Below are 20,650 nucleotides of genomic sequence, written 5' to 3' on the forward strand. Positions count from 1 at the left end.
GCTTACAGTGCCGGCGCGCGAGTATGCCAGTCGGTCACTTGCTGGAACTGATGCGCTGCGTTCAGCAGTCGGGCTTCGGCAAAGTAGTTGCCGATCAGCTGCATGCCGATCGGACGGCCGTTGCTGGCAAAGCCGATCGGGTGCGACAGGCCCGGCAAGCCGGCCAGGTTCACGCCCAGGGTATAGATATCCGCCAGATACATCGCGACCGGATCATCGCTCTTCTCGCCAATATTCCAGGCGGCGGTCGGCGCGACCGGCGCGGCGATCACGTCGCACTGGGCCAGACCACGCTGGAAATCTTCAGCCAGCAGGCGACGCACCTTTTGCGCTTGCAGGTAGTAGGCGTCGTAGTAGCCGTGGCTCAGCACATAGGTACCGGTCAGGATACGGCGCTTCACTTCCCAGCCAAAACCTTCGGCGCGGGTCTTTTCGTACATTTCGGTCAGGCCGTCGTACTGTGCGGCACGATGGCCGTAACGCACGCCATCAAAACGGCTCAGGTTGCTGGAGGCTTCGGCCGGCGCGATCACGTAGTAAGACGGGATGGCCATGCGCGTGTTCGGCAGGCTGATTTCGACCACTTCGGCGCCCAGCTTTTTGTATTCAGCAATGGCCGCGTCAATCGCACCTGCCACTTCGGCATCCAGGCCTTCGGCAAAGTATTCCTTGGGCAGGCCCACTTTCAGGCCCTTGAGCGGCTGGTTCAGATCCCGCGTGTAGTCTTCCTTGTTACGCTGCAGGCTGGTGGCATCACGCTCGTCAAACCCGGCCATGACATTGAGCAGCATGGCGCAGTCTTCGGCGCTCTTGCCGATCGGGCCGCCCTGATCCAGCGAGCTGGCGTAAGCAATCATGCCAAAGCGGCTGACCACGCCATAAGTCGGCTTGATGCCGGTCACGCCGCAAAACGCGGCGGGCTGACGGATGGAGCCGCCGGTATCAGTCGCCGTGGCAATCGGAGCCAGGCGTGCGGCCACGGCCGCGGCAGAACCACCGGACGAACCACCGGGCACGGCTTGCGTATCCCACGGGTTTTTTACCGCGCCAAAGAAACTGTTTTCGTTGGACGAACCCATGGCAAATTCATCCATATTGGTTCTGCCCAGGGTCACCAGACCGGCCTTGCGGCACTGTTCGACCACGTGGGCGGAATACGGCGCCACGAAGTTTTCCAGCATTTTGGAACCGCAGCTCGTGCGCCAGCCTTCCTGACAAAAGATGTCCTTGTGCGCCAGCGGAATGCCGGTCAGCACGCCGGCGTTGCCGGCAGCGCGCAGGGCGTCAGCGGCGGCGGCTTCGGCCAGGGTCTTGTCTTCATCGATCGTGATGAAGGCGTTCAGTGCGCCGTTGTGCGCCTTGGCCCGTGCCAGATATTCGCTGGCCAGTTCAACTGCAGAAAACTCACCGGCCGCCAGAGACGCGGCCAGTTGCTTGATACTTTTTTCAACCATGTGTCGTTGTTCCTGTGAACGGACGGCCGAATCAATCGGCAACCGTGGACCAATGTAATGACATTCGCCCAGGAAAATTCTTAAATCACGCGTTTTAAACCGTGATTATTTCTGATTAATTGCTGTAACCCATGCCGACTTCCACGAGGTCGATCAGGGTGTGAATGACCTTGATGTGGATTTCCTGGATGCGGTCTGCAAACCCGAAATGCGGCACGATGATCTCGACATCCGCCACGCCCTTGAGCTTGCCGCCATCCTTGCCCATCAACAGCAGCACCTTCATGCCACGGGCTTGGGCTTCTTCCACGGCGCGGATCACGTTGGCCGAATTACCGCTGGTGGTAATGCCGACAAGGACATCGCCCTCTTTGCCAAACGCGGCCACGTAACGGGAGAAAATCTCGTTGAAACCGTAGTCGTTGGCCACGCAGGTAATGTGCGATGGATCAGCTACCGCCATGGCCGGCAGCGCCGGGCGATCACCGCGATAACGGCCGGACAACTCTTCGGCAAAATGCATGGAATCGCAGTGCGAACCGCCATTGCCGCAGGAAATCACCTTGCCGCCAGCCTTGAATGCATTGACCAGCAGATCGCCGGCGGCATCGATGGAGGCCAGCAACTGACGGTCGGTACAGACGCGGGCAAGGACCTCGGCCGCTTCGTTGAAATGCTGCGCTACGCGATCAACACTCATTCAATCACCTTCGGTACCAGATACAGACCGTTTTCCTTTTCCGGCGCCACGCGCTGGAAAGCCTCGCGGCGGTCCGTCGCCGTCACCACGTCTTCCCGAAGACGCAGATGGACGTCCTGGGCATGAGCCATGGGTTCAATACCCGTCGTATCTATGGCGCGCATCTCTTCGATCAGGCCAAGGATGCGGTTAAGCTGCATCTGCGTTGCCTGCGCCTCGTCATCTGTCACGGCCACGCGCGCCAGCCGGGCGATGCGCCTTACGTCATCTAGCGAAAGGGACATGGTATTAGCCTTCATTAACATCAACGGGATAGGGTATCATACCGCCCTTGATTCACCGAAGCGTGCGGACCTTGCGAAAACGCCACTTGACAGTGGCATGAAAAACGCCCGCCCGCCTCACACTGATGGCTATTTTGTACATGTGAAACCGGAACTTTTGCCGGTGACACATGCCGGAAACGCATAAAAAATTCGCGGTTGTCTGCCTGAACAGGCAGGCACCACTTTCTTACCCGACCCGATTATTGATTGAGAGCACACGATGTTTGGCCTCCTCTCCGGCTATTTTGCCAACGATATCGCCATCGACCTTGGCACCGCGAACACCCTGATCTACATGCAGGGCAAAGGCATTGTGCTGGATGAACCTTCGGTCGTCGCCATCCAGCAAGAAGGCGGCCCGTCCGGCAAGAAAACCATTCTGGCCGTCGGTGCCGAAGCCAAGAAAATGCTTGGCCGCACCCCGGGCAGCATTACCGCCATCCGTCCGATGAAAGACGGCGTGATCGCGGATTTCACCATTACCGAACAAATGCTCAAGCAGTTCATCAAAAAGGTGAACCCGAGCCGTCTGTTCTCCAGCCCTCCCCGTATCGTCATCTGCGTACCTTGCGGTTCTACCCAGGTGGAACGCCGCGCCATTCGTGAATCGGCCCTGGGCGCCGGTGCACGCAAGGTAGAGCTGATCGAAGAACCGATGGCCGCTGCCATTGGTGCTGACCTGCCGGTCGAAGAAGCCACCGGCTCCATGGTTGTCGATATCGGTGGCGGCACGACCGAAGTGGGCGTGATCTCGCTGGGCGGTATTGTTTACGCCAGCAGCGTGCGCGTGGGCGGCGACAAGTTTGATGAAGCCATCATCAACTACATCCGTCGTAACTACGGCATGCTGATCGGTGAAACCACCGCTGAAGAAATCAAGAAGCGCATCGGCTCTGCTTTCCCGGGCGCCGAAGTGCGTGAAATGGAAGTGAAGGGTCGTAACCTCGCGGAAGGTATCCCGCGTTCGTTCACCATTTCTTCCAACGAAATTCTGGAAGCACTGACTGAACCGCTGAACCAGATCGTTTCGGCCGTGAAGCAAGCGCTGGAACAAACCCCGCCGGAACTGGGCGCCGACATTGCCGAAAAGGGCATGGTGCTGACCGGCGGTGGCGCGCTGTTGCGTGATCTGGACCGTTTGCTGATGGAAGAAACTGGTCTGCCGGTGATCGTGGCTGAAGATCCGCTGACCTGCGTGGTGCGTGGTTCCGGCAAGGCGCTGGAAAAGCTCGACAAGGGCGGCGTGGTGATTTTCACCAACGACTGACAGACGCAGGATTACTGTTTCTCACCCCGGGAAAAGCAGCGGGCCGGCAGCGTAAGCGTTCGGCCCGCTTGTTGGTTCTCGTCGCAACGGCGACACGATGCAAGCAACTCAACCCGCCTTTTTCAAGCAAGGCCCAAAGCCGCTGACGCGGCTTTTGATCTTTTCGGCGCTCTCGCTCACGCTGGTGGTGGCTGATGCCCGCTTCCAGATGCTGGGCAAGGTGCGCGAAGAGGTCTCGGTCGTGCTCTACCCCTTGCAATGGCTGGCCACGACGCCGTTTGAGGCCGCCCGCAACGCCAGCAACTTCCTTTCCCGCCAGGCCGATCTGCTGGCGGAGAACCGCAAGCTGAACGATGCCCAGCTGGTCGCCCAGGCCCAGGCCATGAAGATGCATGCGCTCGAAGCCGAGAACGCGCATCTGCGCCAGTTGACGGAACGGCAATCCTCATTTGGCAATCCGTCCCAACTGGTTGAAGTGCTCTACAACGGGCGTGACCCGTTCACCGCCAGGCTGATTGTTGATCGCGGCCAGTCTGCCGGCATTGTGGCCGGGCAGGCGGTGATCGATACCGTAGGTGTGATCGGCCAGGTGATCCGCGTGCAGCCGCTGACCTCTGAAGTGCGCCTGATCAGCGACCGCGACCAGATGGTGCCGGTCATGGTGCAGCGGAACCAGTTGCGCGCCGTCGTGTACGGCATGGGCCGCAACCAGCCGCTGGAAGTGCGCAACATGGCGCCCAATGTCGATATCCAGAACGGCGACGTGCTGGTGACCTCAGGCATTGACGGGATTTACCCGGCAGGCTTGCCGGTGGCCAAAGTACAGCGGGTTGATCGTTCTTCCAGCAGCGCGTTTGCCCATATCGTCTGCGCCCCGGTGGCCCAGGTGGATCAGCACCGCTTCTTGCTGGTCCTTGAACCGCCGCGCCCCCTGCCCGCCTACCCGGCCGAACCGCAAACCGCGCCGGAAAACAACAAAAAGAAACGGGGACGCTGATGCCGGTATCCAGCCAGTTGTTGCGGCCAGTTCGCGGCACGCTCATTTTCTTTACCTTCCTGGTGGCGCTGGTCGTCAACCTGTTGCCGTGGCAAGTCGGCCTGGCCAACTTCGCCCCCGACTTCGTCGCCCTGTTCATTGTGTACTGGACGCTCAACCAGCCGCGCCGCGTCGGGGTGGGCTGGGCCTTTGTGCTTGGTATCCTGATGGATGTGGGCGATGGCAACGTGCTGGGGCAACATGCATTTGCCTATAGCGTGATCGCTTATCTGACGCTGGCCCGCCAGCGCCAGCTCAATGTGTTCCCGTTCTGGCAGCAGGCGTTTGTCGCGCTGGGCTTTTTGCTGCTCTCGCAGTTGCTGATGGTGCTGATTCGCCTGGCGCTGGGCAGCCCGTTCGTAGGCTGGGGTTACTTTGCCGGTTGCTTCCTGTCTGCGCTAATCTGGACGCCGCTTTCCAATTTGTTGCTGATGTACCAGCGCAAACCGAAGTCTGAATCGAAATATGAATCGTAGCGAGATCAAGAACCAGCTGGCGGAGCGCTATGCGTTCCAGCTCCGCCTTGCCGCTGCGGCGCTGTTTGTCCTGGTTCTGTTTGGCATCCTGATCGCGCGTTTTTCCTGGTTGCAGGTGGCCCAGCATGGCCGCTACCAGACGCTGGCTGAGCAAAACCGCATTTCGCTGGTGCCGATCGTGCCGCCGCGTGGCGTCATCTATGACCGCAACGGCGTGGTGCTGGCCCACAATTTCTCGGCCTATACGCTGGAAATCACCCCATCCAAGGCTGGCCCGCTGGAAGACTGTATCAACCGGCTGGCCACCATCATCGACATCACGCCCAAGGATCGCCGTCGCTTCAAAAAGCTGATGGAAGACACCAAGGATTTTGAGTCGCTGCCGATCAAGACCCGCCTGAACGATGAAGAAGTGGCGCGGTTTGCCGCCAACAGCTATCAATTTCCCGGCGTGGAAGTCAAAGCGCGCTTGTTCCGCCAGTACCCGCTGGGCAAGGTGGCTTCGCACCTGATTGGCTATATCGGCCGGATCAACGACAAAGACCTGAAAGACCTGGATGACTCTGGCGATCTGCCCAATTACCGCGGCACCGATCATATCGGCAAGGTGGGCGTAGAGCAGAGCTACGAGAGCGATCTGCATGGCGTGACCGGCTTTGAAGAAGTCGAGATCGACGCCGGTGGCCGCGCCATCCGTACGCTCAAGCGCACACCGCCGACCCCGGGCAAGAACCTGGTACTGTCGGTTGATATCAAATTGCAGCAGATTGCCGAAGACGCCTTTGGCGATCGCAAGGGCGCGCTGGTCGCCATTGACCCGCAAAACGGCGGCGTGCTGGCGTTTGTGTCCAAGCCCGGATTTGATCCCAACCTGTTCGTGGATGGTATTGATCCGCAAAGCTGGAATGACCTGAATACCGATCCGGACAAACCACTGAACAACCGCGCACTGCGGGGTACTTACCCGCCGGGCTCCACCTTCAAGCCGTTCATGGCGCTGGGCGCGCTGGAAGGCAATTACCGCTCTGCCGGCGCAGTGATCAATGATACCGGCGTGTTCAACTTTGGCGGCCACGCGTTCCGAGACGACAAGGTGGGCGGCCACGGTGCGGTGGATATGTATAAATCCATCGTGGTGTCGTGCGACGTCTATTACTACTCGCTGGCCAACACCATGGGGATCGACGCGATTTCCCGCTTCATGGCCACGCTGGATTTCGGCAGCCCGACCGGCATTGATATCGACGGCGAGCAAAGCGGTGTACTGCCGTCGCAAGAATGGAAGCGCAAGCGCTTCCGCACCCCGGCGACGCAAAAGTGGTACGCCGGTGAAACGGTGTCCATTGGTATTGGTCAGGGCTACAACGCATATACGCCGCTGCAGATGGCGCATGCCACGGCGGCCATCGCTAATTCCGGTGTCATGTTCCACCCGCACCTGGTACAGTACATTGTCGATGGCGTGAACGGGAACAAAACCGTGGTCGAGCCAAGGCCAGAGCGCGTATTGCCGTGGAAGCCGGCCAATATTGCGACAGTACAGCACGCCATGGAAGGCGTGATCAAGGAAGGCACCGGCGCCAAAGCCTTTGCCGGCGCCGCGTATACGGCTGCGGGCAAAACCGGTACGGCACAGGTGTTCAGCCTGAAGGGCAGCAAGTATTCAGAAAGCGGCACCAAGGCCCATCTGCGCGATCACGCCTGGTTTATTGCCTATGCGCCGGCCGACCACCCGAAGATCGCACTGGCCGTGCTGGTGGAAAACGGCGGCTGGGGCGCCGCGGCAGCGGCCCCGATCGCCCGCCAGGTGCTGGATTACTACCTGACCGGCAAGCAACCGGCGCAGGCCGCGTCGGACGTGGAGAGCAGTGACAGTGATTAAGGATTTCCTGCGGCGCTTTGTCCGCCCGATCGACCCCTGGCTCTTGCTGTTCACGTTCCTGGTCTTTCTCTTGTCCTGCATCGTGCTGTATTCGGCCTCCAACCAGGACATGGACAAGATCAGCGACAAGTTCACCTTCCTGGGCGTAGCGCTGTGTGTCATGTGGGCGCTGGCCAGCATGCCGCTGCAAGTGCTGATGCGACTGGCACTGCCCATGTATGTCTTTGGCGTATTGCTGTTGATTGCGGTGGCGCTGTTTGGCTCCAGCAGTCATGGCGCCAAGCGCTGGCTCAATATCGGCGTGACCAAAATCCAGCCTTCCGAACTGATGAAACTGGCCCTGCCCTTGATGCTGGCCTGGTACTTCCATCATTTTGAAGCCACGCTCAACTGGAAACACTTCATCGTCGCGGCGGTGCTGATGGTGGTGCCGGTGGGCCTGATCATGAAGCAGCCCGATCTGGGCACCAGTTTGCTGATCGCCGCAGCCGGTTTTTATGTGCTGTTCTTTGCTGGCCTGTCCTGGAAACTGATCGGGCTGATGGTCATGGCCGGTGGCGGCCTGGCCTATGTGGTGACGCACTGGAATCTGTGCATACATATCCTGCGGGAGTACCAGTGCCAGCGCGTGGCAACCATGCTGGACCCGATGCAAGACCCGCTGGGCGCGGGTTATCACATTATCCAGGGCACGATTGCCATCGGCTCTGGCGGCCTGCTGGGCAAGGGCTGGCTTAACGGTACGCAGACACACCTGGATTTCATTCCGGAACGCACCACCGACTTTATCTTTGCCGTGTTCGGTGAAGAATTCGGCCTGGTCGGCAATATCGTGCTGGTGTTGCTGTACCTGATGCTGATCGTGCGCGGCCTGACCATTGCCAACAACGCCGCCACCCTGTTCGGCCGCTTGCTGGCCGGCGCGCTGACGCTGACGTTCTTTACCTATGCCTTCGTGAACATGGGCATGGTGTCCGGCATTCTGCCCGTGGTGGGCGTGCCCTTGCCGCTGGTCTCTTACGGCGGGACGTCGATGGTGTCGCTGATGGCGGCCTTCGGCATCCTGATGAGCGTCGGCAAGGATCGCAAGCTGATGAAGGCCTGACCGGCCGGCCCTGCACACAATACGTAAATCTGGAGTCTGGCGTGCGCTTTACCCCGAATACCCTTGTCTGGCTGAAACGCGTCGCACTGGCCGCCACGGTTGCATTGCTGGCGGCATGTAGTACCACACCGCGTTCGCCCGCCCCGGTTCAGGGTTCGGCCGGCAACTTGCCGCAATCAACTGAAGCGCCGCCATCCCAGCTTTCCAGCACGGCCTCGCCCTATCACTGCGCTTATACCGCCGGCGCACCCGGTTCTGGCCAGTTTTATCTGGATGACGGCCCGCACGAAACCCTGCCCGCCTGGCTGGACTACGTGCCCGAACCCACCCCGCGCGCCGAGGTGCTGAACCGCTTCGCCAATAATCCGTACACCGTGCTGGGCCAGAGCTTTACCCCGCTGAAGGCGCCCGGCGGCCTCAAGCAGCAAGGCATTGCGTCCTGGTATGGCCGCAAGTTCCATGGCCAGAAAACCTCCAGTGGCGAGGTCTATGACATGTACACCATGACAGCAGCCTCCCCCATCCTGCCGATTCCCAGCTATGCCCGCGTGACCAACCTGAAAAACGGTCGCAGCGTGGTGGTGCGGGTGAATGACCGTGGCCCGTTCAAGAAAGGGCGCGTGATGGATCTCTCGTTCCTGGCTGCCTGCCGCCTGGGCTACGCCATGAATGGCAGTACCGATGTGGTCGTGGAAAGCCTGACCCCGGGCGAACCCATCCCCGGTGATACCCCGCAACTGGCCGCCGCGCCCGCCGCGGTTGTGACTACCCCGCTGGCCGATGCGGCCCCCGTGACCACCAGCCAGCCCTTGCCCGCGCCGGCTCCGGCCGACAAACCGCAAGCCGTGCCGGTGACCATGACGGCCGCAGGCGTTTATCTGCAACTGGGTGCATTTGGCTCGCGTTCCAACGCAGAGAATTTCCGCGACCACTGGGCCCGTGATCTGGATGGCGATGTCGCCCGGCTCAATATCCAGTCGACCGGCAGCGTGCACCGTGTCCGTCTTGGCCCCTACCCGGACCGCGCCACGGCCCTGGCTGCCGCTGAGAAGCTGACAGGCGAACATAATCTGCAGGCGGTCATCGCCCGTTAATCGGCTTCTGTCAGGTAAAGGCCTAAACGGTCGTCAGAAGTGTCTCTTCTGCCCGACTTCGCGTTGCCAACTGACAGCAATTGACTCAAAAATGAGCATCCTCGTTTTTGAGAATTTTGCTTGTGCAGCGGCCCCAAACTTCGCAAGAGCAGGATGCGGGCCAATCATTTGGTCAAATCAGGCGCATCCTGATTTCTTTGTTTTTGCTCGTTCTGTTGCTGACACTTTGTGTCATCGGATGGTCCATTTATCAGAGTTATCTGGACCGCATCGGTGCCGCACAGCAACAGATGCTGACACTTGCCCGGGCGCTGGAAGAGCATGTCGGCCGCACTGCCGATGCCGCCGCCGAGTCGCTGCAAATGGTGCGCGATACGCCGCAGATCAAAGCCTGCCTGATCAGCAACGACCAAACCTGCCTGCACAACGAACTCAAGCACATTGCCGCGCGCTTTCCGCAAATATCCAACCTCACCCTGATCGCCCCCAATGGCGATTTGCTGGCGGCTTCGGCCATGCCACAGGTGCCGCCGCGCAATGTGTCGCAAATGCGGTATTTCCGCCTCGTCAACGTCCAGCCCGGCCTGCCCTGGTATGTGGCAGAACAGCAGCCTGACCCGGCCGGCAGCCAGAACGTGCTGCCGCTGGTGGGCAATATGGAAGCGGCCCACGGCGTGACGGCGGCGGTAATCGTAGCCAGCCTGAGCCCGGACTTTTTCTACCGTTTCTATCAAAGCGAACAAACCAGCCACCTGACGATCCGCCTGTTCCGCAACGACGGCATTTTGCTGCTGCGCTATCCGCAAGATGAGGCCGAAATCGGCCGTGATATCTCTTTCATGCGGTTTTTTGATCAGGTGTTCGCCCGTAATACCGGCGGCGTGATGACCGAGACCAGCCCGGTTGACCATCAGACGCTGATCTATGGCTGGCAGCGCATCGACAAATGGCCGCTGGGCATTGCCGTGGGCGTCAACCAGCAAACGGTGCTGGTGGCCTGGCAGCGCTCCATTGTGGTCAACGGCATGATCTTGTTGCTGATGATCGCGGCCGGCGCCTTGCTGCTGTTTTATGTGCTGCGCCAGCTCACCCGCCTGGAAAAAGCCGAATTTGATCTCTACCTGACCAAAGCAGCGGTCGAGCGCGGCGCGGATATGGCGGTCTGGCTGGATCGCAACGGGCGCATTTGTTACGTGAACACCATTGCCTGTCAGCGCCTGGGATATACCGAACAGGCACTGCGCCATATGCGCCTCTCTGACATCAACCCGGCCATCCGTGGCGAGGTCTGGCCCAAATTCTGGGAGCGCCTGTCGCGCCACAAGCACCTGGTGGAAGAAAGCACGCTGCGCACGCGCACAGGGCAGGTGTTCCCGATTGAGGTTTATTCCAATTACATCGTCTTCAAGGGCGAGGAATACAACTGCGCGGTGGTGCGTGATATCTCGGAACGGCATATGGCCGAGCAAGCCATTGTGCGCAGCGAACAACAGTTGCGACTGGCTCTGGAAGCCTCTGCCACCGGTCTGTTCGACATGCCGCTTGATGGCCGCACGCCCGCAGTCACCAGCCCGGAATATGACCGGCTGCTGGGCTACGAGCCCGGCGAGATGATCGAGACGTTCGAGAAGTGGAAAAACCAGCTGCACCCCGATGACCGCGAAGACGTGCTCGACGCCCTGCGCAGTTATTACAACGGCGCCGCCGCCCAGTTTGCCATTGAGTACCGCCGCCGCACGCGCCACGGCCAGTATCATTGGTTCCAGTGCCGCGGCCGGCTGGTGGAGCATGACGAAAGCGGCAGCCCCACGCGGCTGATCGGCACGGTGACCGACATCACCGAGCGCAAACAGGCGCAGGACCGTATTACCGAACTGGCCAATTTTGACCCGGTTACCCGGCTGGCCAACCGCAACTTGCTGCGCGACGAATTGAGGTTGTCGATTGCCTCCGCCGAACGGCGTGGGCATCTGCTGGCGGTGCTGTTCCTGGATCTGGACCGCTTCAAGACCGTGAACGATTCGCTGGGTCACGCGGCGGGCGACGAAGTGCTCAAGCAGGTAGCCCAGCGCCTGCGCGGCACTGTGCGCCGTTCAGATATTCTGGCGCGGCTGGGTGGCGACGAGTTTGTGGTGGTCCTGACCGATGTAAAGAGCAGCGAACAAGTTACCGACGTCGCCTCGCATATCCTGGCGGTGTTCTCTGATCCGTTCGAGCTGGAAGCCGGCAGCTTTGCTACCTCTACCTCGATCGGCATCAGCGTCTACCCGACCGACGCGGAAAGCCCGGATGTGCTGGTGCGCAATGCTGACGTCGCCATGTACCAGGCCAAGGCCAACGGCCGCAACAATTTCCAGTTCTTTACCGCCGATCTGAACGCGCGCGCCTCGGAACGGCTGCAACTGGAAAGCAGCATGCGCATGGCGCTGCACAACGAGCAATTCAAGCTGCATTACCAGCCGCAGGTCAGCCTGCCCGATCATCAGATCATCGGCGCAGAGGCGCTGATCCGCTGGCAGCACCCGGAACATGGCCTGATCTCGCCCTCGCGCTTCATCCCGATTGCCGAGGACTCGCGCATGATCGTCGCACTGGGCACGTGGGTGCTGCAAAGCGCGGTGCGTCAGGCCGGAAAATGGCAGGCCGCCGGCCTGCCGCCGATCACCATTGCGGTCAACCTTTCGCCACTGCAACTGCATCAGCCCAATCTGCCCGAAATTGTGGCCGAGGCGCTGGCCGACGCGGGTCTTGATGCGCAGTATCTAGAGCTGGAAGTCACCGAGTCAGTCATCATGCAAGAAGGCGAGCAGGTGACCATGGCGCTGCACCGGCTCAAGAAGCTGGGCGTAAAATTGTCGATTGATGACTTTGGGACGGGCTACTCCAGCTTGTCTTACCTCAAGCGCTTTGCCTTCGACAAACTCAAGGTGGACCAGAGCTTTGTGCGTGATCTGTCGACCGATCCGAACGATGAAGCCATCGTGCTGGCGATTATTGGCCTGGGTAAAACGCTGGGCATGAAAGTGCTGGCCGAAGGTGTGGAGACCAAGGATCAGCTGGCCTTCCTGGAACTGGCGGGCATCGACTCGGTACAGGGTTATCTCTTGAGCCGCCCGATCAGCCCTGATGCTTTCGAAGCCCTGCTCACCCCGATCGACGCCCCGCACCAGCGCACCTTGCCCGACGCTACGGTATAAACCCGATCACCGCAAATGCTCGCGCACTGGGATAATGCTCAAAACAGCACTGGCGCAAGCCAGCCCCACCCCACCGATTTTCTGGAACAAAGGCAATGAATCCGAAATTTGTCGTATTTGGCGAAGCACTGACCGACTTCATTTCAGAAGGCGATGGCCTGTGGCGTGCCGTGCCTGGCGGCTCTTGCTGGAACGTGGCACGCGTCTCCTCACGCCTGGGCTTGCCCACGGCGTACGCGGGCTCGGTCAGTGCAGATAATTTCGGTGATGACCTGGTCCGCCTTGCCCGTGAATCCGGGCTGGACATGCGCTTTATGCAGCAGGTTGATCGCCCGCCTTTCCTGGCCATGGTGCCGTCCAAGCATCCGCCACGCTATTTCTTCATTGGCAACGATAGCGCTGACCAGCATCTGGATTTCGCCCGCTTTCCGCAAAACTGGATGAACGATCTGCAGATCGCCCATTTTGGCTGTATCAGCCTTGTGCGCCAGCCGCTGGCCGCCAGACTGGTGCAGACGGCAGAGCAGATCAAGGCATTGGGCAAGCGCATCTGCTTTGACCCCAACTACCGCAACCTGATGGAAGACCCCGGCTACCGCGCCACGCTGCAGCGCATGAGCGAGCTGGCCGATTACATCAAGGTCTCTGACGAAGACCTGCTGCACCTGTTCCCGGGTAAGACCGTCAACGGCGCGCTGGATATCCTGCGCGAGTGGGCCCCGGACGCCTGGGTGCTGCTGACCAAAGGCGGCGACGGCATGACCCTGCTGACCCCGCAAGGCGAAGCCAGCCGGTCGGTGTACAAGGTGGATGTGGCCGACACCGTCGGCGCGGGTGATGCCAGCATGGGTGGCTGGATTGCCAGTGTGCTGAATAACCCTGATGCGCCGTTGCAGACGCATATTGATACTGCGGCTGCGGCTGCGGCGACAGTTTGCCGGCAGCATGGGGCTTATGCGCCGACGATGGATGAGGTGTTGGCGCTGATGGCGCAAGGCTAAGGAGTGGCAAGGCCGGTGTGAGTTGGTGGATGTGCAGTTGCGTGTTTATCTGCCCACCACTGACTCGTCATTCCGGCCTTGAGCCAGAATCCAGCATGGCCACCGCCAGTGGCCGCTGCAAAATCCCGTCTACCCCCGCCCTTCCCGCCGATCCTTCCGGTTCGCGTGCCAGGAATGCAGGGCGGCCAGGATGATCAGCACTGCGGCGATGCCACCAGTGGCGGCGTCGGGGACTTCGGCAATCGGGGCGATCAGCATGACCACGGCGAGCGCGCCAATGGCCCAGAAGGCGCCGTGTTCCAGGTAGCGCAGTTCTGACAGCGTACCTTTGTCGACCAGCATCAGCGTGAAGCTGCGGACAAACATGGCGCCAATGCCAAGGCCGATGGCGATCAGGAAAATGTTGCGGGTCAGCGCAAACGCGCCCAGCACCCCGTCAAAGCTGAACGAGGCGTCCAGCAGTTCCAGATAGATAAACCCGCCCCAGCCGGCACGCACCACGCTACTGTCCTGGCCCATCAAGGCGCTGATGCCGTTGACCACGGTATACGCGATCAGCCCCCATACCCCGGCGACCAGCAAGCGCCAGGCCTCTGGCAATGGCAGCGCGCTGGCCAGCGCCAGCAAGATCAGCAAGGTCAGCACCACGCCGGCCATTTCCAGGCGGCCCAGTTGCTGCATGGCCCGTTCCAGCGGGCGCAGCCAGTGGCTTTCCTTGTTCTGGTTCAGAAAGAAATGCCAGAACACCTGTAACAGGAACGTCCCGCCAAAGGCCATGACTTCGATATGCGCCGACTGCAAGGTGGTGGCATAGCGCTGCGGCGCCACGATGGCCATGGTCAGGACGTCCGAGGCCGGCCACTGGCCGCTGCTGATCCATTCGTACACGGAGAAGGGCCCGGGCAGGGGCGGAGCGTGGGCGATGATGGCGACGATCACCAGCGGGAACAGCACGCGCATGCCGAACACGGCGACGATCATGCCCCACACCAGAAAACGCTGCTGCCAGCGCTTGTCCCAGTGCCGCAAAATGCTGGCGTTCACGACGGCGTTATCAAAACTGAGGCTGGTTTCCAACAACGCTAGGTTGAACGCGGCCCACAAGCCGGCGCTGCCGCCCAGTACCGCGGCAATGGCCAGACCGGCACAGCTGACCCAGATGGCGTGATGAAAGTATTTCAGTGTCTTCATTTATGGTTTGTTCTGTTCTGCGGCTGAACCGGCATTATGCCCGTTTGCCAGCGGCATACAGGGCTTTGAGTGCACCCGCTTGTACGCCTATACTCGACCTGTTGCGCCGCAAGCACGACCCACAGTGCAATCGGGACGCGGCACGAAACCACGTAAAAAAGGATGGAAACAACAATGAGTCAGGCATACCTCGAACTCGTCAAAGCGCACGACGCGCTGCTGCAGAAAAAAGATGCGCCCCTGTACAGCTCGCTGGATGGCTTGAACCCGGCCGCCTCGACCGCCAAAGCCGGTGCCCCGGTGGTGATGATTTTCGCCCCGCACCCGGATGATGAATGCATTATCGGCGCGCTGCCGCTGCGCCTTGCCCGCGAAGCCGGCTATCACGTCGTCAACGTCGCCGTGACACAGGGCTCCAATGCCGCCCGCAAGCAACCGCGCTGGGAAGAGTTGTCCAATGCCTGCGATTACCTGGGCTTCAGCCTGCGTGAAACCATCCCGGGCGGCCTGGGTAATGTATCGACCAAAACGCGCGATGGCGCACCGGCCGAGTGGGCCGAGAAAGTGGCGGTGATCGCCGGTCTGATCCAGGAATACAAGCCGGCCGTGTGCGTGTTCCCCAACGACAACGACTATCACTCTGCACACATTGGCACGCACTACCTGACCATGGATGCGCTGGCCAGCATTGGCCACGCCTGCTACGTGGCCAACAGCGAATTCTGGCGCCAGATGGACAAGCCCAACACGCTGATCGAAACCAATGTACAAGACACGGCCGATCTGATCACCGCACTGGCCTGCCACGTGGGTGAAGTGGAACGCAATCCGTACCACCTGCGCCTGCCGGGCTGGATGGCCGACAACGTGCGTCGTGGCGCCGAAGTGGTCGGCGGCCAGGGTGAAGCCGCACCGAGCTTTTCGTTCGGCACGCTGTACCGCGTTGAATATTTCGATGGCAAAGCCGTGCAGCCGACCGACAAGAAATTCACGGTCACCGCGGGCGATGACATCAAAAAACTGTTTGCCTGATCGCAGGCATCCAGCAAAAAAAAAGCGGCCAGCCTGGCCGCTTTTTTTATGGCACCGGATCACCGTCCGGTATCACCGCCAGTAGCCGTGATGTACCGGCACGTAAATCGGCGCGGGGACGACGACACACCCCGCCAGCAGCAGCAACAGTGTCAGGGCAAGCAGCCATTTCATGATGCGCCCTCCCCTCAGTACCGGTGCCAGCAGCACGGCGCCGGTGCGACCACCACCGGCGCGGGCTCAACAATAACGGGGGCGCGCACGTAGGCACGCGGCGGCGGGCCCGCAGGCACCACCACACAGCCAGTCAGCCCGGCGAGCAGACCCAGCATGATCAGAACGGTTTTCATCGGCCTCTCCTTGTGAGGTTCATATCCCTATAACGGGTATGAAAAAAGCGCCGACGACCGCTTGTGTAACAGCATGCACGTACTGGTGAGCCGTATCACCGTCCACAAAATGTTACGGAACTGCACCACTAACCGGGTATTTGCATTTGGCATATCAAAAACCGGCTAGTATTCAATGGATTTCTTATGCGCAACCGTAAGTAGGCCGCAAGCGTCGTACCCAGCCTGTCCAATCGCCGCACCTGACACCAGCTCACCCTGAGCGCCGTGGAGGAACGAAGCCGTCATGCCCGTTTCGCGCTGGATCTACATCAAGCGTATCTTGCCGATCGCCTGGCCTTACATGCTTATTGTGTCGCTGCTGGTGCTGCTGCAATGGGCCTGTCTGGACATCCTGTCGGCCGGGCGGGCCTTTGTCGGCGGCGAGAGTTTGTGGTCCAAAGGGCAGAAAGACGCCATCTATTATCTGGACCGCTACGCCTCTACGCTTGATGAGCGCGAATACGAAGCCTATCTGAACGCGCTGGCGGTACCGCAAGGAGATGAACGCGCCCGCCGGGCTCTGGATATCAGCGAGCCTGATCTGTATACCGCGCGCGAAGGCCTGCTGGCAGGCGGCAATCTGCCCGAAGACATCCCCGGCATGATCCGGCTGTTCCGCAATTTCCGGCATGTCCCGTTTGTCGATCGTTCCATTGCCTTGTGGGGCGAGGGGGACGAATACCTGGCGCAGTTGCAGCGGCTGGCCGGAGAACTGCACACCCACGCCAATCAGGGCGATCTGCAAGCGGCCCGTATTGTGCAGATCCGCGCAGAAATCCAGGACATCAACAAAAAACTCACGCCGATCGAGCGCGAGTTTTCCGAAAGCATCGCTGTCGGCCTGCGCATGACGGGCACCTGGATTGCCATTGCCTACCTGCTGGCGGCCGTCTTGCTGGTGTTCCTGGCGTTGCGGCGCACGGCGCGGTTTCTGGATCAGCGCAACCAGTCTGAAGAAGCGCTGCGCGCCAGCGAATCCCGGTTTCAGCGCGCGGTGGGCGGCAGCAATGACGGCATCTGGGACTGGGACCTGCTGACTGGCCACGCCTGGTTCTCGCCGCGTTTCCGGCATTTGCTGGGCGTCACCGACGACGAACTGCCCAACCGTGCCGATGCCTGGCTGGCGCGGGTGCATCCGGAAGACAAAAACGTCATCCTCAATGCCCATCGTCGCCATTTCAACGATGGCGAACCGCACGATATTGAATACCGCGTCCGCACGGGCCAGGCGTTCGAGAGTGTTTACCGCTGGTTCCGCGTACGGGGCCGGGCGTTTTTTGATGAGGCGGGCAACCCGGTACGCATGGCCGGTTCGTTCACCGACATTACCCGCGCCAAAACAGCAGAAGCCGCGCTGCACCGCGAGAAAGAAAAAGCCCAGGTCACGCTGGCATCGATTGTCGACGCGGTCATCACCACCGACACCGTCGGCCGCGTGGAATACATGAACCCGGCGGCCGAACGCATGATCGGGATCATGCTTGATAAAGCCGTGCACCAGCCGCTCGATACGCTGTTCAAGGCCATGGACCCGGGCCACGAGAACGCCGCCGTGTCGCTGCTGGGCGAAATCCGCAATTATGAAATCGCCCCGCTGGAGCGTGATCTCAACATTATCCGCAACGATGGCACCGAGATCTCGGTCAACCGGGCGATTTCTCCGGTGCATGATCGCGAAGGCCGGGTCGCCGGCGTGGTGCTGGTATTGCACGACGTCACCCGTGAGCGCCAGTACGCCGCCAGCCTGTCCTGGCAAGCCAGCCACGACGCGCTGACCGGCCTTGTGAACCGGCGTGAGTTCGAACGGCGCCTGTCTGGCCTGCACGCGCGGCTGGTGCAGCGCCCGGGCGAACATGCGCTGATGTTCCTGGATCTGGACCAGTTCAAGATCGTGAACGATACCTGCGGCCACGCGGCGGGCGACGAGTTGCTGCGTCAGCTTTCCAGCGCGCTGCAACAGCATCTGCGCCAGTCCGATACGCTGGCCCGCATTGGCGGTGACGAGTTTGGCGTGCTGCTGGAAAACTGCCAGATCGAAGCGGCCCTGCGCATTGGCGAGACGCTGCGCCAGGCCGTGCTCGACTTCCCGTATTCGTTTGGCAACCAGTCGTTCACCGTCGGCGTGAGTATCGGTCTGGTGGAACTGGCCGACGCCTCCATCGTGCCGGAAGAAGCCCTGCGTGCGGCCGATGCCGCCTGTTATATGGCCAAGGAAAAAGGCCGCAACCGCGTGCAGCGCTATTCTCCGCAAGACAGCGAAGTCAGCCTGCGCCATGGCGAAATGGAATGGGTCAACCGGCTGCGCCGCGCGCTGGAGAAAAACCAGTTCCGCCTGTATGCGCAAGAAGTCGTGCGTTTGCAGTCCGGCACGGCGGCACGGCATGTGGAAGTCTTGCTGCGGCTTGCGGCCGACAATGGCGAGATCATCCCGCCGATGGCGTTCATCCCCGCGGCAGAACGGTATGGCCTGATGCCGGAGATCGACCGCTGGGTGCTGCGCAATACGCTGGAAACGCTGAGCGCCCGTGACCGGGCGGGGCTGGAGGCGCTGGCCGTGTGCGCCATCAATCTGTCGGGCACCTCGATTGGCGACGAACACTTTCTGGGCTATGTGCTCGACCAGATCACCCGCAGCGGTGTCGATGCCTCCCGCCTGTGTTTCGAGCTGACTGAAACCGCCGCCATTGCCAGCCTGACCCGTGCCACGCATTTCATGCAGCAACTGTCTGCACTGGGCTGCAAGTTTGCGCTGGATGACTTTGGCGCCGGCATGTCGTCATTTGGTTATCTGAAGCATTTGCCGGTGGATTACCTGAAGATCGACGGCGGCTTTGTCAAAGACATGCTGACCGACCCGATCGACCGCGCCATGGTCGGCGCCATCAATGAAATCGGCCATTTGATGGGCAAGAAAACGGTGGCCGAGTTTGTCGAGAACCAGGCCATTGCCGACGAGTTGCGCCGCATGGGCGTGGACTTCGGTCAGGGTTATGGCCTGGCCATGCCGGAGCCTTTCCGGCTGATGCAAAGTGATCTCTCGGCCGACAGCCGCGCCGCCTGACCGCCCTGTCAGTACAGCGGCACCAGCGGATATTGCCCGCGTTTGAGTTCGGTCTTGATCAGCTTGAAGACATCAATATCAAACGCCGGGCGCGGGCTGGCCAGCACGTCGGCCAGGTCGCCTGCCTCGTACACCGTGCCCAGCCAGCACCACTGGTCAACCACCTGCAACGGCGCGCCTTCATACTTGCCTTCACGCAGGCCGACCGGGCCGGGGAATGGCCAGTCAGTCAGCTTTTGTTTGGCCAGCGCCGTCAGCAAGCGCGCGTTGTGGACCGACAGCGGCTCCTTGCCCACACAAGCACCACGGCACTGATGCAACTGCGCGGCAAAACACGGCCCGCTGCCTGAGCGCGGTTTGGCCTCCAGCCCCAGCACCTGCCGGCACAGGCCGTTGCCTTCCACCACTTTGGTCAGCACGTTCTGTGCTTCACGCTTGCTGCGATACGGGCCAAACACAAACGGACGCGCCGCTGTACCGCCCGTTGCCAGTTCATCAAGCAACACCAGACTGGGCACCAGCGCGCCTGTCGGAGTCTCATCCAGTCGCCATGCGCACAACTCACGCGTGCGGCGCAGTTGCTGGTTCATCAGTGGTGCGCGCGTCTTGATCAGTTGCATTTCCAGCAACAGCGCGCCCAGCTCGCCAGCGGTTTCTTGCCAGTCGATCCGCCGTAACTGATGCGCCAGTTGCATTTCCTTGCCGGCCCGGTGATCCGCCGCGAAATGGCTCAGCACCCGTTTGCGGATATTGGTGCTCTTGCCCACATACAAGAGCGCGTCATTGTCGCCATAGAACAGATACACGCCGGCGGTTTCCGGCAGATCGTCGATCATGGCCGGGTCTATGCCTGGCGGCAGCGCGGGTTGGCGCAGCATCTCAGCCATGGCCGCCTGAACCTGCGGCTGACCCAGATCGCGGCCGGCGGCCTCCAGAAACTGCTGCAGCAAAGCGGCATCGGTCAGCGCGCGGTGGCGGTCGCCCTCAATGGCCAGCGCATGGCGTGCTACCAGCGCATCCAGACTGTGCTTGTATTCGGCCGGGTAAAGCTTGCGTGACAGTTTGACCGTGCACAGCACTTTGGCGCGAAAGGCGATCCCGGCGCGCTTGAATTCGTTTTTCAGAAACCCGTAGTCAAAGCGCGCGTTGTGCGCAATGAATACGCGGCCAGCCAGCCGCGTCAGCAAATCCTGGGCGACATCGGCAAAAACCGGCGCGTCGGCCACCATGTCGTTGCTGATCCCGGTCAGATTCTGGATAAAGGGCGGGATGCTTCTCTGCGGATTCACAAGGCACGACCACGAACGCACGCCGTGTTCGTCGATCTGCACAAGGCCGATCTCGGTAATGCGGTCGTGCGTGGCATTGGCGCCGGTGGTTTCCAGATCCACCAGCACCAGCGGTTCGTCGTAATACGCGTTGTTCATCCTGGGCTC

The 20,650-nt window shown here is 60.8% G+C and carries 16 protein-coding genes; 10 read left to right on the forward strand and 6 right to left on the reverse strand.

All coding sequences use genetic code 11. The features are described 5' to 3' along the window. Nucleotides 1-2: 2 nt before the first annotated feature. The 3 genes from gatA to gatC all read right to left on the reverse strand — a co-directional run bounded on the left by gatA (nt 3) and on the right by gatC (nt 2,438). Entirely contained in the window at nt 3-1,454 is a 1,452-nt protein-coding gene (gatA, locus tag IEX57_RS11170; RefSeq protein WP_188704389.1) for an Asp-tRNA(Asn)/Glu-tRNA(Gln) amidotransferase subunit GatA, read from the reverse strand. A 115-nt stretch (nt 1,455-1,569) separates the two neighbouring features. Then, a complete protein-coding gene (gene lpcA / locus IEX57_RS11175) occupies nt 1,570-2,154 on the reverse strand; it encodes a D-sedoheptulose 7-phosphate isomerase (RefSeq protein WP_188704390.1) in 585 nt (194 codons plus the stop codon). Beyond that, nucleotides 2,151-2,438 (reverse strand): Asp-tRNA(Asn)/Glu-tRNA(Gln) amidotransferase subunit GatC, encoded by a 288-nt coding sequence (gatC, locus tag IEX57_RS11180; RefSeq protein WP_188704391.1) that lies wholly within the window; start codon nt 2,436-2,438, stop codon nt 2,151-2,153. The genes lpcA and gatC overlap by 4 nt, the downstream gene beginning before the upstream one ends. A 262-nt stretch (nt 2,439-2,700) precedes the next feature. Between gatC and IEX57_RS11185 the strand changes: the two genes are divergently transcribed. From IEX57_RS11185 to IEX57_RS11220, 8 genes are all read left to right on the forward strand, one after another. After that, nucleotides 2,701-3,747, forward strand: a complete 1,047-nt coding sequence (locus IEX57_RS11185) for a rod shape-determining protein (protein WP_188694203.1) — start codon at nt 2,701-2,703, stop codon at nt 3,745-3,747. Nucleotides 3,748-3,844: 97 nt separating this feature from the next. Beyond that, nucleotides 3,845-4,744, forward strand: coding sequence for a rod shape-determining protein MreC (gene mreC, locus IEX57_RS11190; RefSeq protein WP_188704392.1), 900 nt, complete (start codon nt 3,845-3,847; stop codon nt 4,742-4,744). Continuing rightward, nucleotides 4,744-5,259, forward strand: a complete 516-nt coding sequence (gene mreD, locus IEX57_RS11195; RefSeq protein WP_188704393.1) for a rod shape-determining protein MreD — start codon at nt 4,744-4,746, stop codon at nt 5,257-5,259. Before mreC ends, mreD begins: the two co-directional genes overlap by 1 nt. Next, entirely contained in the window at nt 5,249-7,141 is a 1,893-nt protein-coding gene (mrdA, locus tag IEX57_RS11200) for a penicillin-binding protein 2 (protein WP_188704394.1), read from the forward strand. The genes mreD and mrdA overlap by 11 nt, the downstream gene beginning before the upstream one ends. Next, entirely contained in the window at nt 7,134-8,246 is a 1,113-nt protein-coding gene (gene rodA / locus IEX57_RS11205) for a rod shape-determining protein RodA (RefSeq protein WP_188704527.1), read from the forward strand. The genes mrdA and rodA overlap by 8 nt, the downstream gene beginning before the upstream one ends. 41 nt (nt 8,247-8,287) lie before the next feature. Further along, the gene (locus tag IEX57_RS11210) at nt 8,288-9,340 is read left to right on the forward strand and encodes a septal ring lytic transglycosylase RlpA family protein (RefSeq protein ID WP_188704395.1); all 1,053 of its coding nucleotides are present in this window, start codon (nt 8,288-8,290) and stop codon (nt 9,338-9,340) included. Between the two features lie 290 nt (nt 9,341-9,630). Further along, the gene (locus tag IEX57_RS11215) at nt 9,631-12,537 is read left to right on the forward strand and encodes a bifunctional diguanylate cyclase/phosphodiesterase (protein WP_188704396.1); all 2,907 of its coding nucleotides are present in this window, start codon (nt 9,631-9,633) and stop codon (nt 12,535-12,537) included. Nucleotides 12,538-12,632: 95 nt separating this feature from the next. After that, nucleotides 12,633-13,538, forward strand: coding sequence for a carbohydrate kinase family protein (locus IEX57_RS11220; protein ID WP_188704397.1), 906 nt, complete (start codon nt 12,633-12,635; stop codon nt 13,536-13,538). A 129-nt stretch (nt 13,539-13,667) separates the two neighbouring features. Here the strand turns inward: IEX57_RS11220 and IEX57_RS11225 are convergent, their stop codons facing one another. Beyond that, nucleotides 13,668-14,729, reverse strand: a complete 1,062-nt coding sequence (locus IEX57_RS11225) for a DUF475 domain-containing protein (RefSeq protein ID WP_188704398.1) — start codon at nt 14,727-14,729, stop codon at nt 13,668-13,670. A 174-nt stretch (nt 14,730-14,903) separates the two neighbouring features. On the opposite strand from IEX57_RS11225, the gene IEX57_RS11230 reads away from it, so the two are divergent. Next, a complete protein-coding gene (locus IEX57_RS11230) occupies nt 14,904-15,761 on the forward strand; it encodes a PIG-L deacetylase family protein (protein WP_188704399.1) in 858 nt (285 codons plus the stop codon). Nucleotides 15,762-15,949: 188 nt separating this feature from the next. Here the strand turns inward: IEX57_RS11230 and IEX57_RS11235 are convergent, their stop codons facing one another. Next, nucleotides 15,950-16,111: a hypothetical protein gene (locus IEX57_RS11235; protein ID WP_188704400.1), complete on the reverse strand. Its 162-nt coding sequence runs from the start codon at nt 16,109-16,111 to the stop codon at nt 15,950-15,952. A gap of 286 nt (nt 16,112-16,397) precedes the next feature. On the opposite strand from IEX57_RS11235, the gene IEX57_RS11240 reads away from it, so the two are divergent. Next, the gene (locus IEX57_RS11240) at nt 16,398-19,214 is read left to right on the forward strand and encodes an EAL domain-containing protein (protein WP_188704401.1); all 2,817 of its coding nucleotides are present in this window, start codon (nt 16,398-16,400) and stop codon (nt 19,212-19,214) included. A gap of 8 nt (nt 19,215-19,222) precedes the next feature. Here the strand turns inward: IEX57_RS11240 and IEX57_RS11245 are convergent, their stop codons facing one another. Next, nucleotides 19,223-20,641 (reverse strand): 3'-5' exonuclease family protein, encoded by a 1,419-nt coding sequence (locus IEX57_RS11245; protein ID WP_188704402.1) that lies wholly within the window; start codon nt 20,639-20,641, stop codon nt 19,223-19,225. Between the last annotated feature and the right edge of the window lie 9 nt (nt 20,642-20,650).

The organism is Silvimonas iriomotensis, from assembly GCF_014645535.1.
GTDB classification, from domain to species: domain Bacteria; phylum Pseudomonadota; class Gammaproteobacteria; order Burkholderiales; family Chitinibacteraceae; genus Silvimonas; species Silvimonas iriomotensis.

Excerpts from the sequence above, each read along its gene's own strand:
- IEX57_RS11245 (WP_188704402.1), bottom strand. The coding sequence starts at position 20,641 with ATGAACAACGCGTATTACGACGAACCGCTGGTGCTGGTGGATCTGGAA.
- IEX57_RS11225 (WP_188704398.1), bottom strand. The coding sequence starts at position 14,729 with ATGAAGACACTGAAATACTTTCATCACGCCATCTGGGTCAGCTGTGCC.
- IEX57_RS11220 (WP_188704397.1), top strand. The coding sequence starts at position 12,633 with ATGAATCCGAAATTTGTCGTATTTGGCGAAGCACTGACCGACTTCATT.
- gatA (WP_188704389.1), bottom strand. The coding sequence starts at position 1,454 with ATGGTTGAAAAAAGTATCAAGCAACTGGCCGCGTCTCTGGCGGCCGGT.
- IEX57_RS11240 (WP_188704401.1), top strand. The coding sequence starts at position 16,398 with ATGCCCGTTTCGCGCTGGATCTACATCAAGCGTATCTTGCCGATCGCC.
- IEX57_RS11230 (WP_188704399.1), top strand. The coding sequence starts at position 14,904 with ATGAGTCAGGCATACCTCGAACTCGTCAAAGCGCACGACGCGCTGCTG.
- mreC (WP_188704392.1), top strand. The coding sequence starts at position 3,845 with ATGCAAGCAACTCAACCCGCCTTTTTCAAGCAAGGCCCAAAGCCGCTG.
- IEX57_RS11215 (WP_188704396.1), top strand. The coding sequence starts at position 9,631 with ATGCTGACACTTGCCCGGGCGCTGGAAGAGCATGTCGGCCGCACTGCC.
- mrdA (WP_188704394.1), top strand. The coding sequence starts at position 5,249 with ATGAATCGTAGCGAGATCAAGAACCAGCTGGCGGAGCGCTATGCGTTC.
- gatC (WP_188704391.1), bottom strand. The coding sequence starts at position 2,438 with ATGTCCCTTTCGCTAGATGACGTAAGGCGCATCGCCCGGCTGGCGCGC.
- lpcA (WP_188704390.1), bottom strand. The coding sequence starts at position 2,154 with ATGAGTGTTGATCGCGTAGCGCAGCATTTCAACGAAGCGGCCGAGGTC.
- mreD (WP_188704393.1), top strand. The coding sequence starts at position 4,744 with ATGCCGGTATCCAGCCAGTTGTTGCGGCCAGTTCGCGGCACGCTCATT.
- IEX57_RS11185 (WP_188694203.1), top strand. The coding sequence starts at position 2,701 with ATGTTTGGCCTCCTCTCCGGCTATTTTGCCAACGATATCGCCATCGAC.
- IEX57_RS11235 (WP_188704400.1), bottom strand. The coding sequence starts at position 16,111 with ATGAAAACCGTTCTGATCATGCTGGGTCTGCTCGCCGGGCTGACTGGC.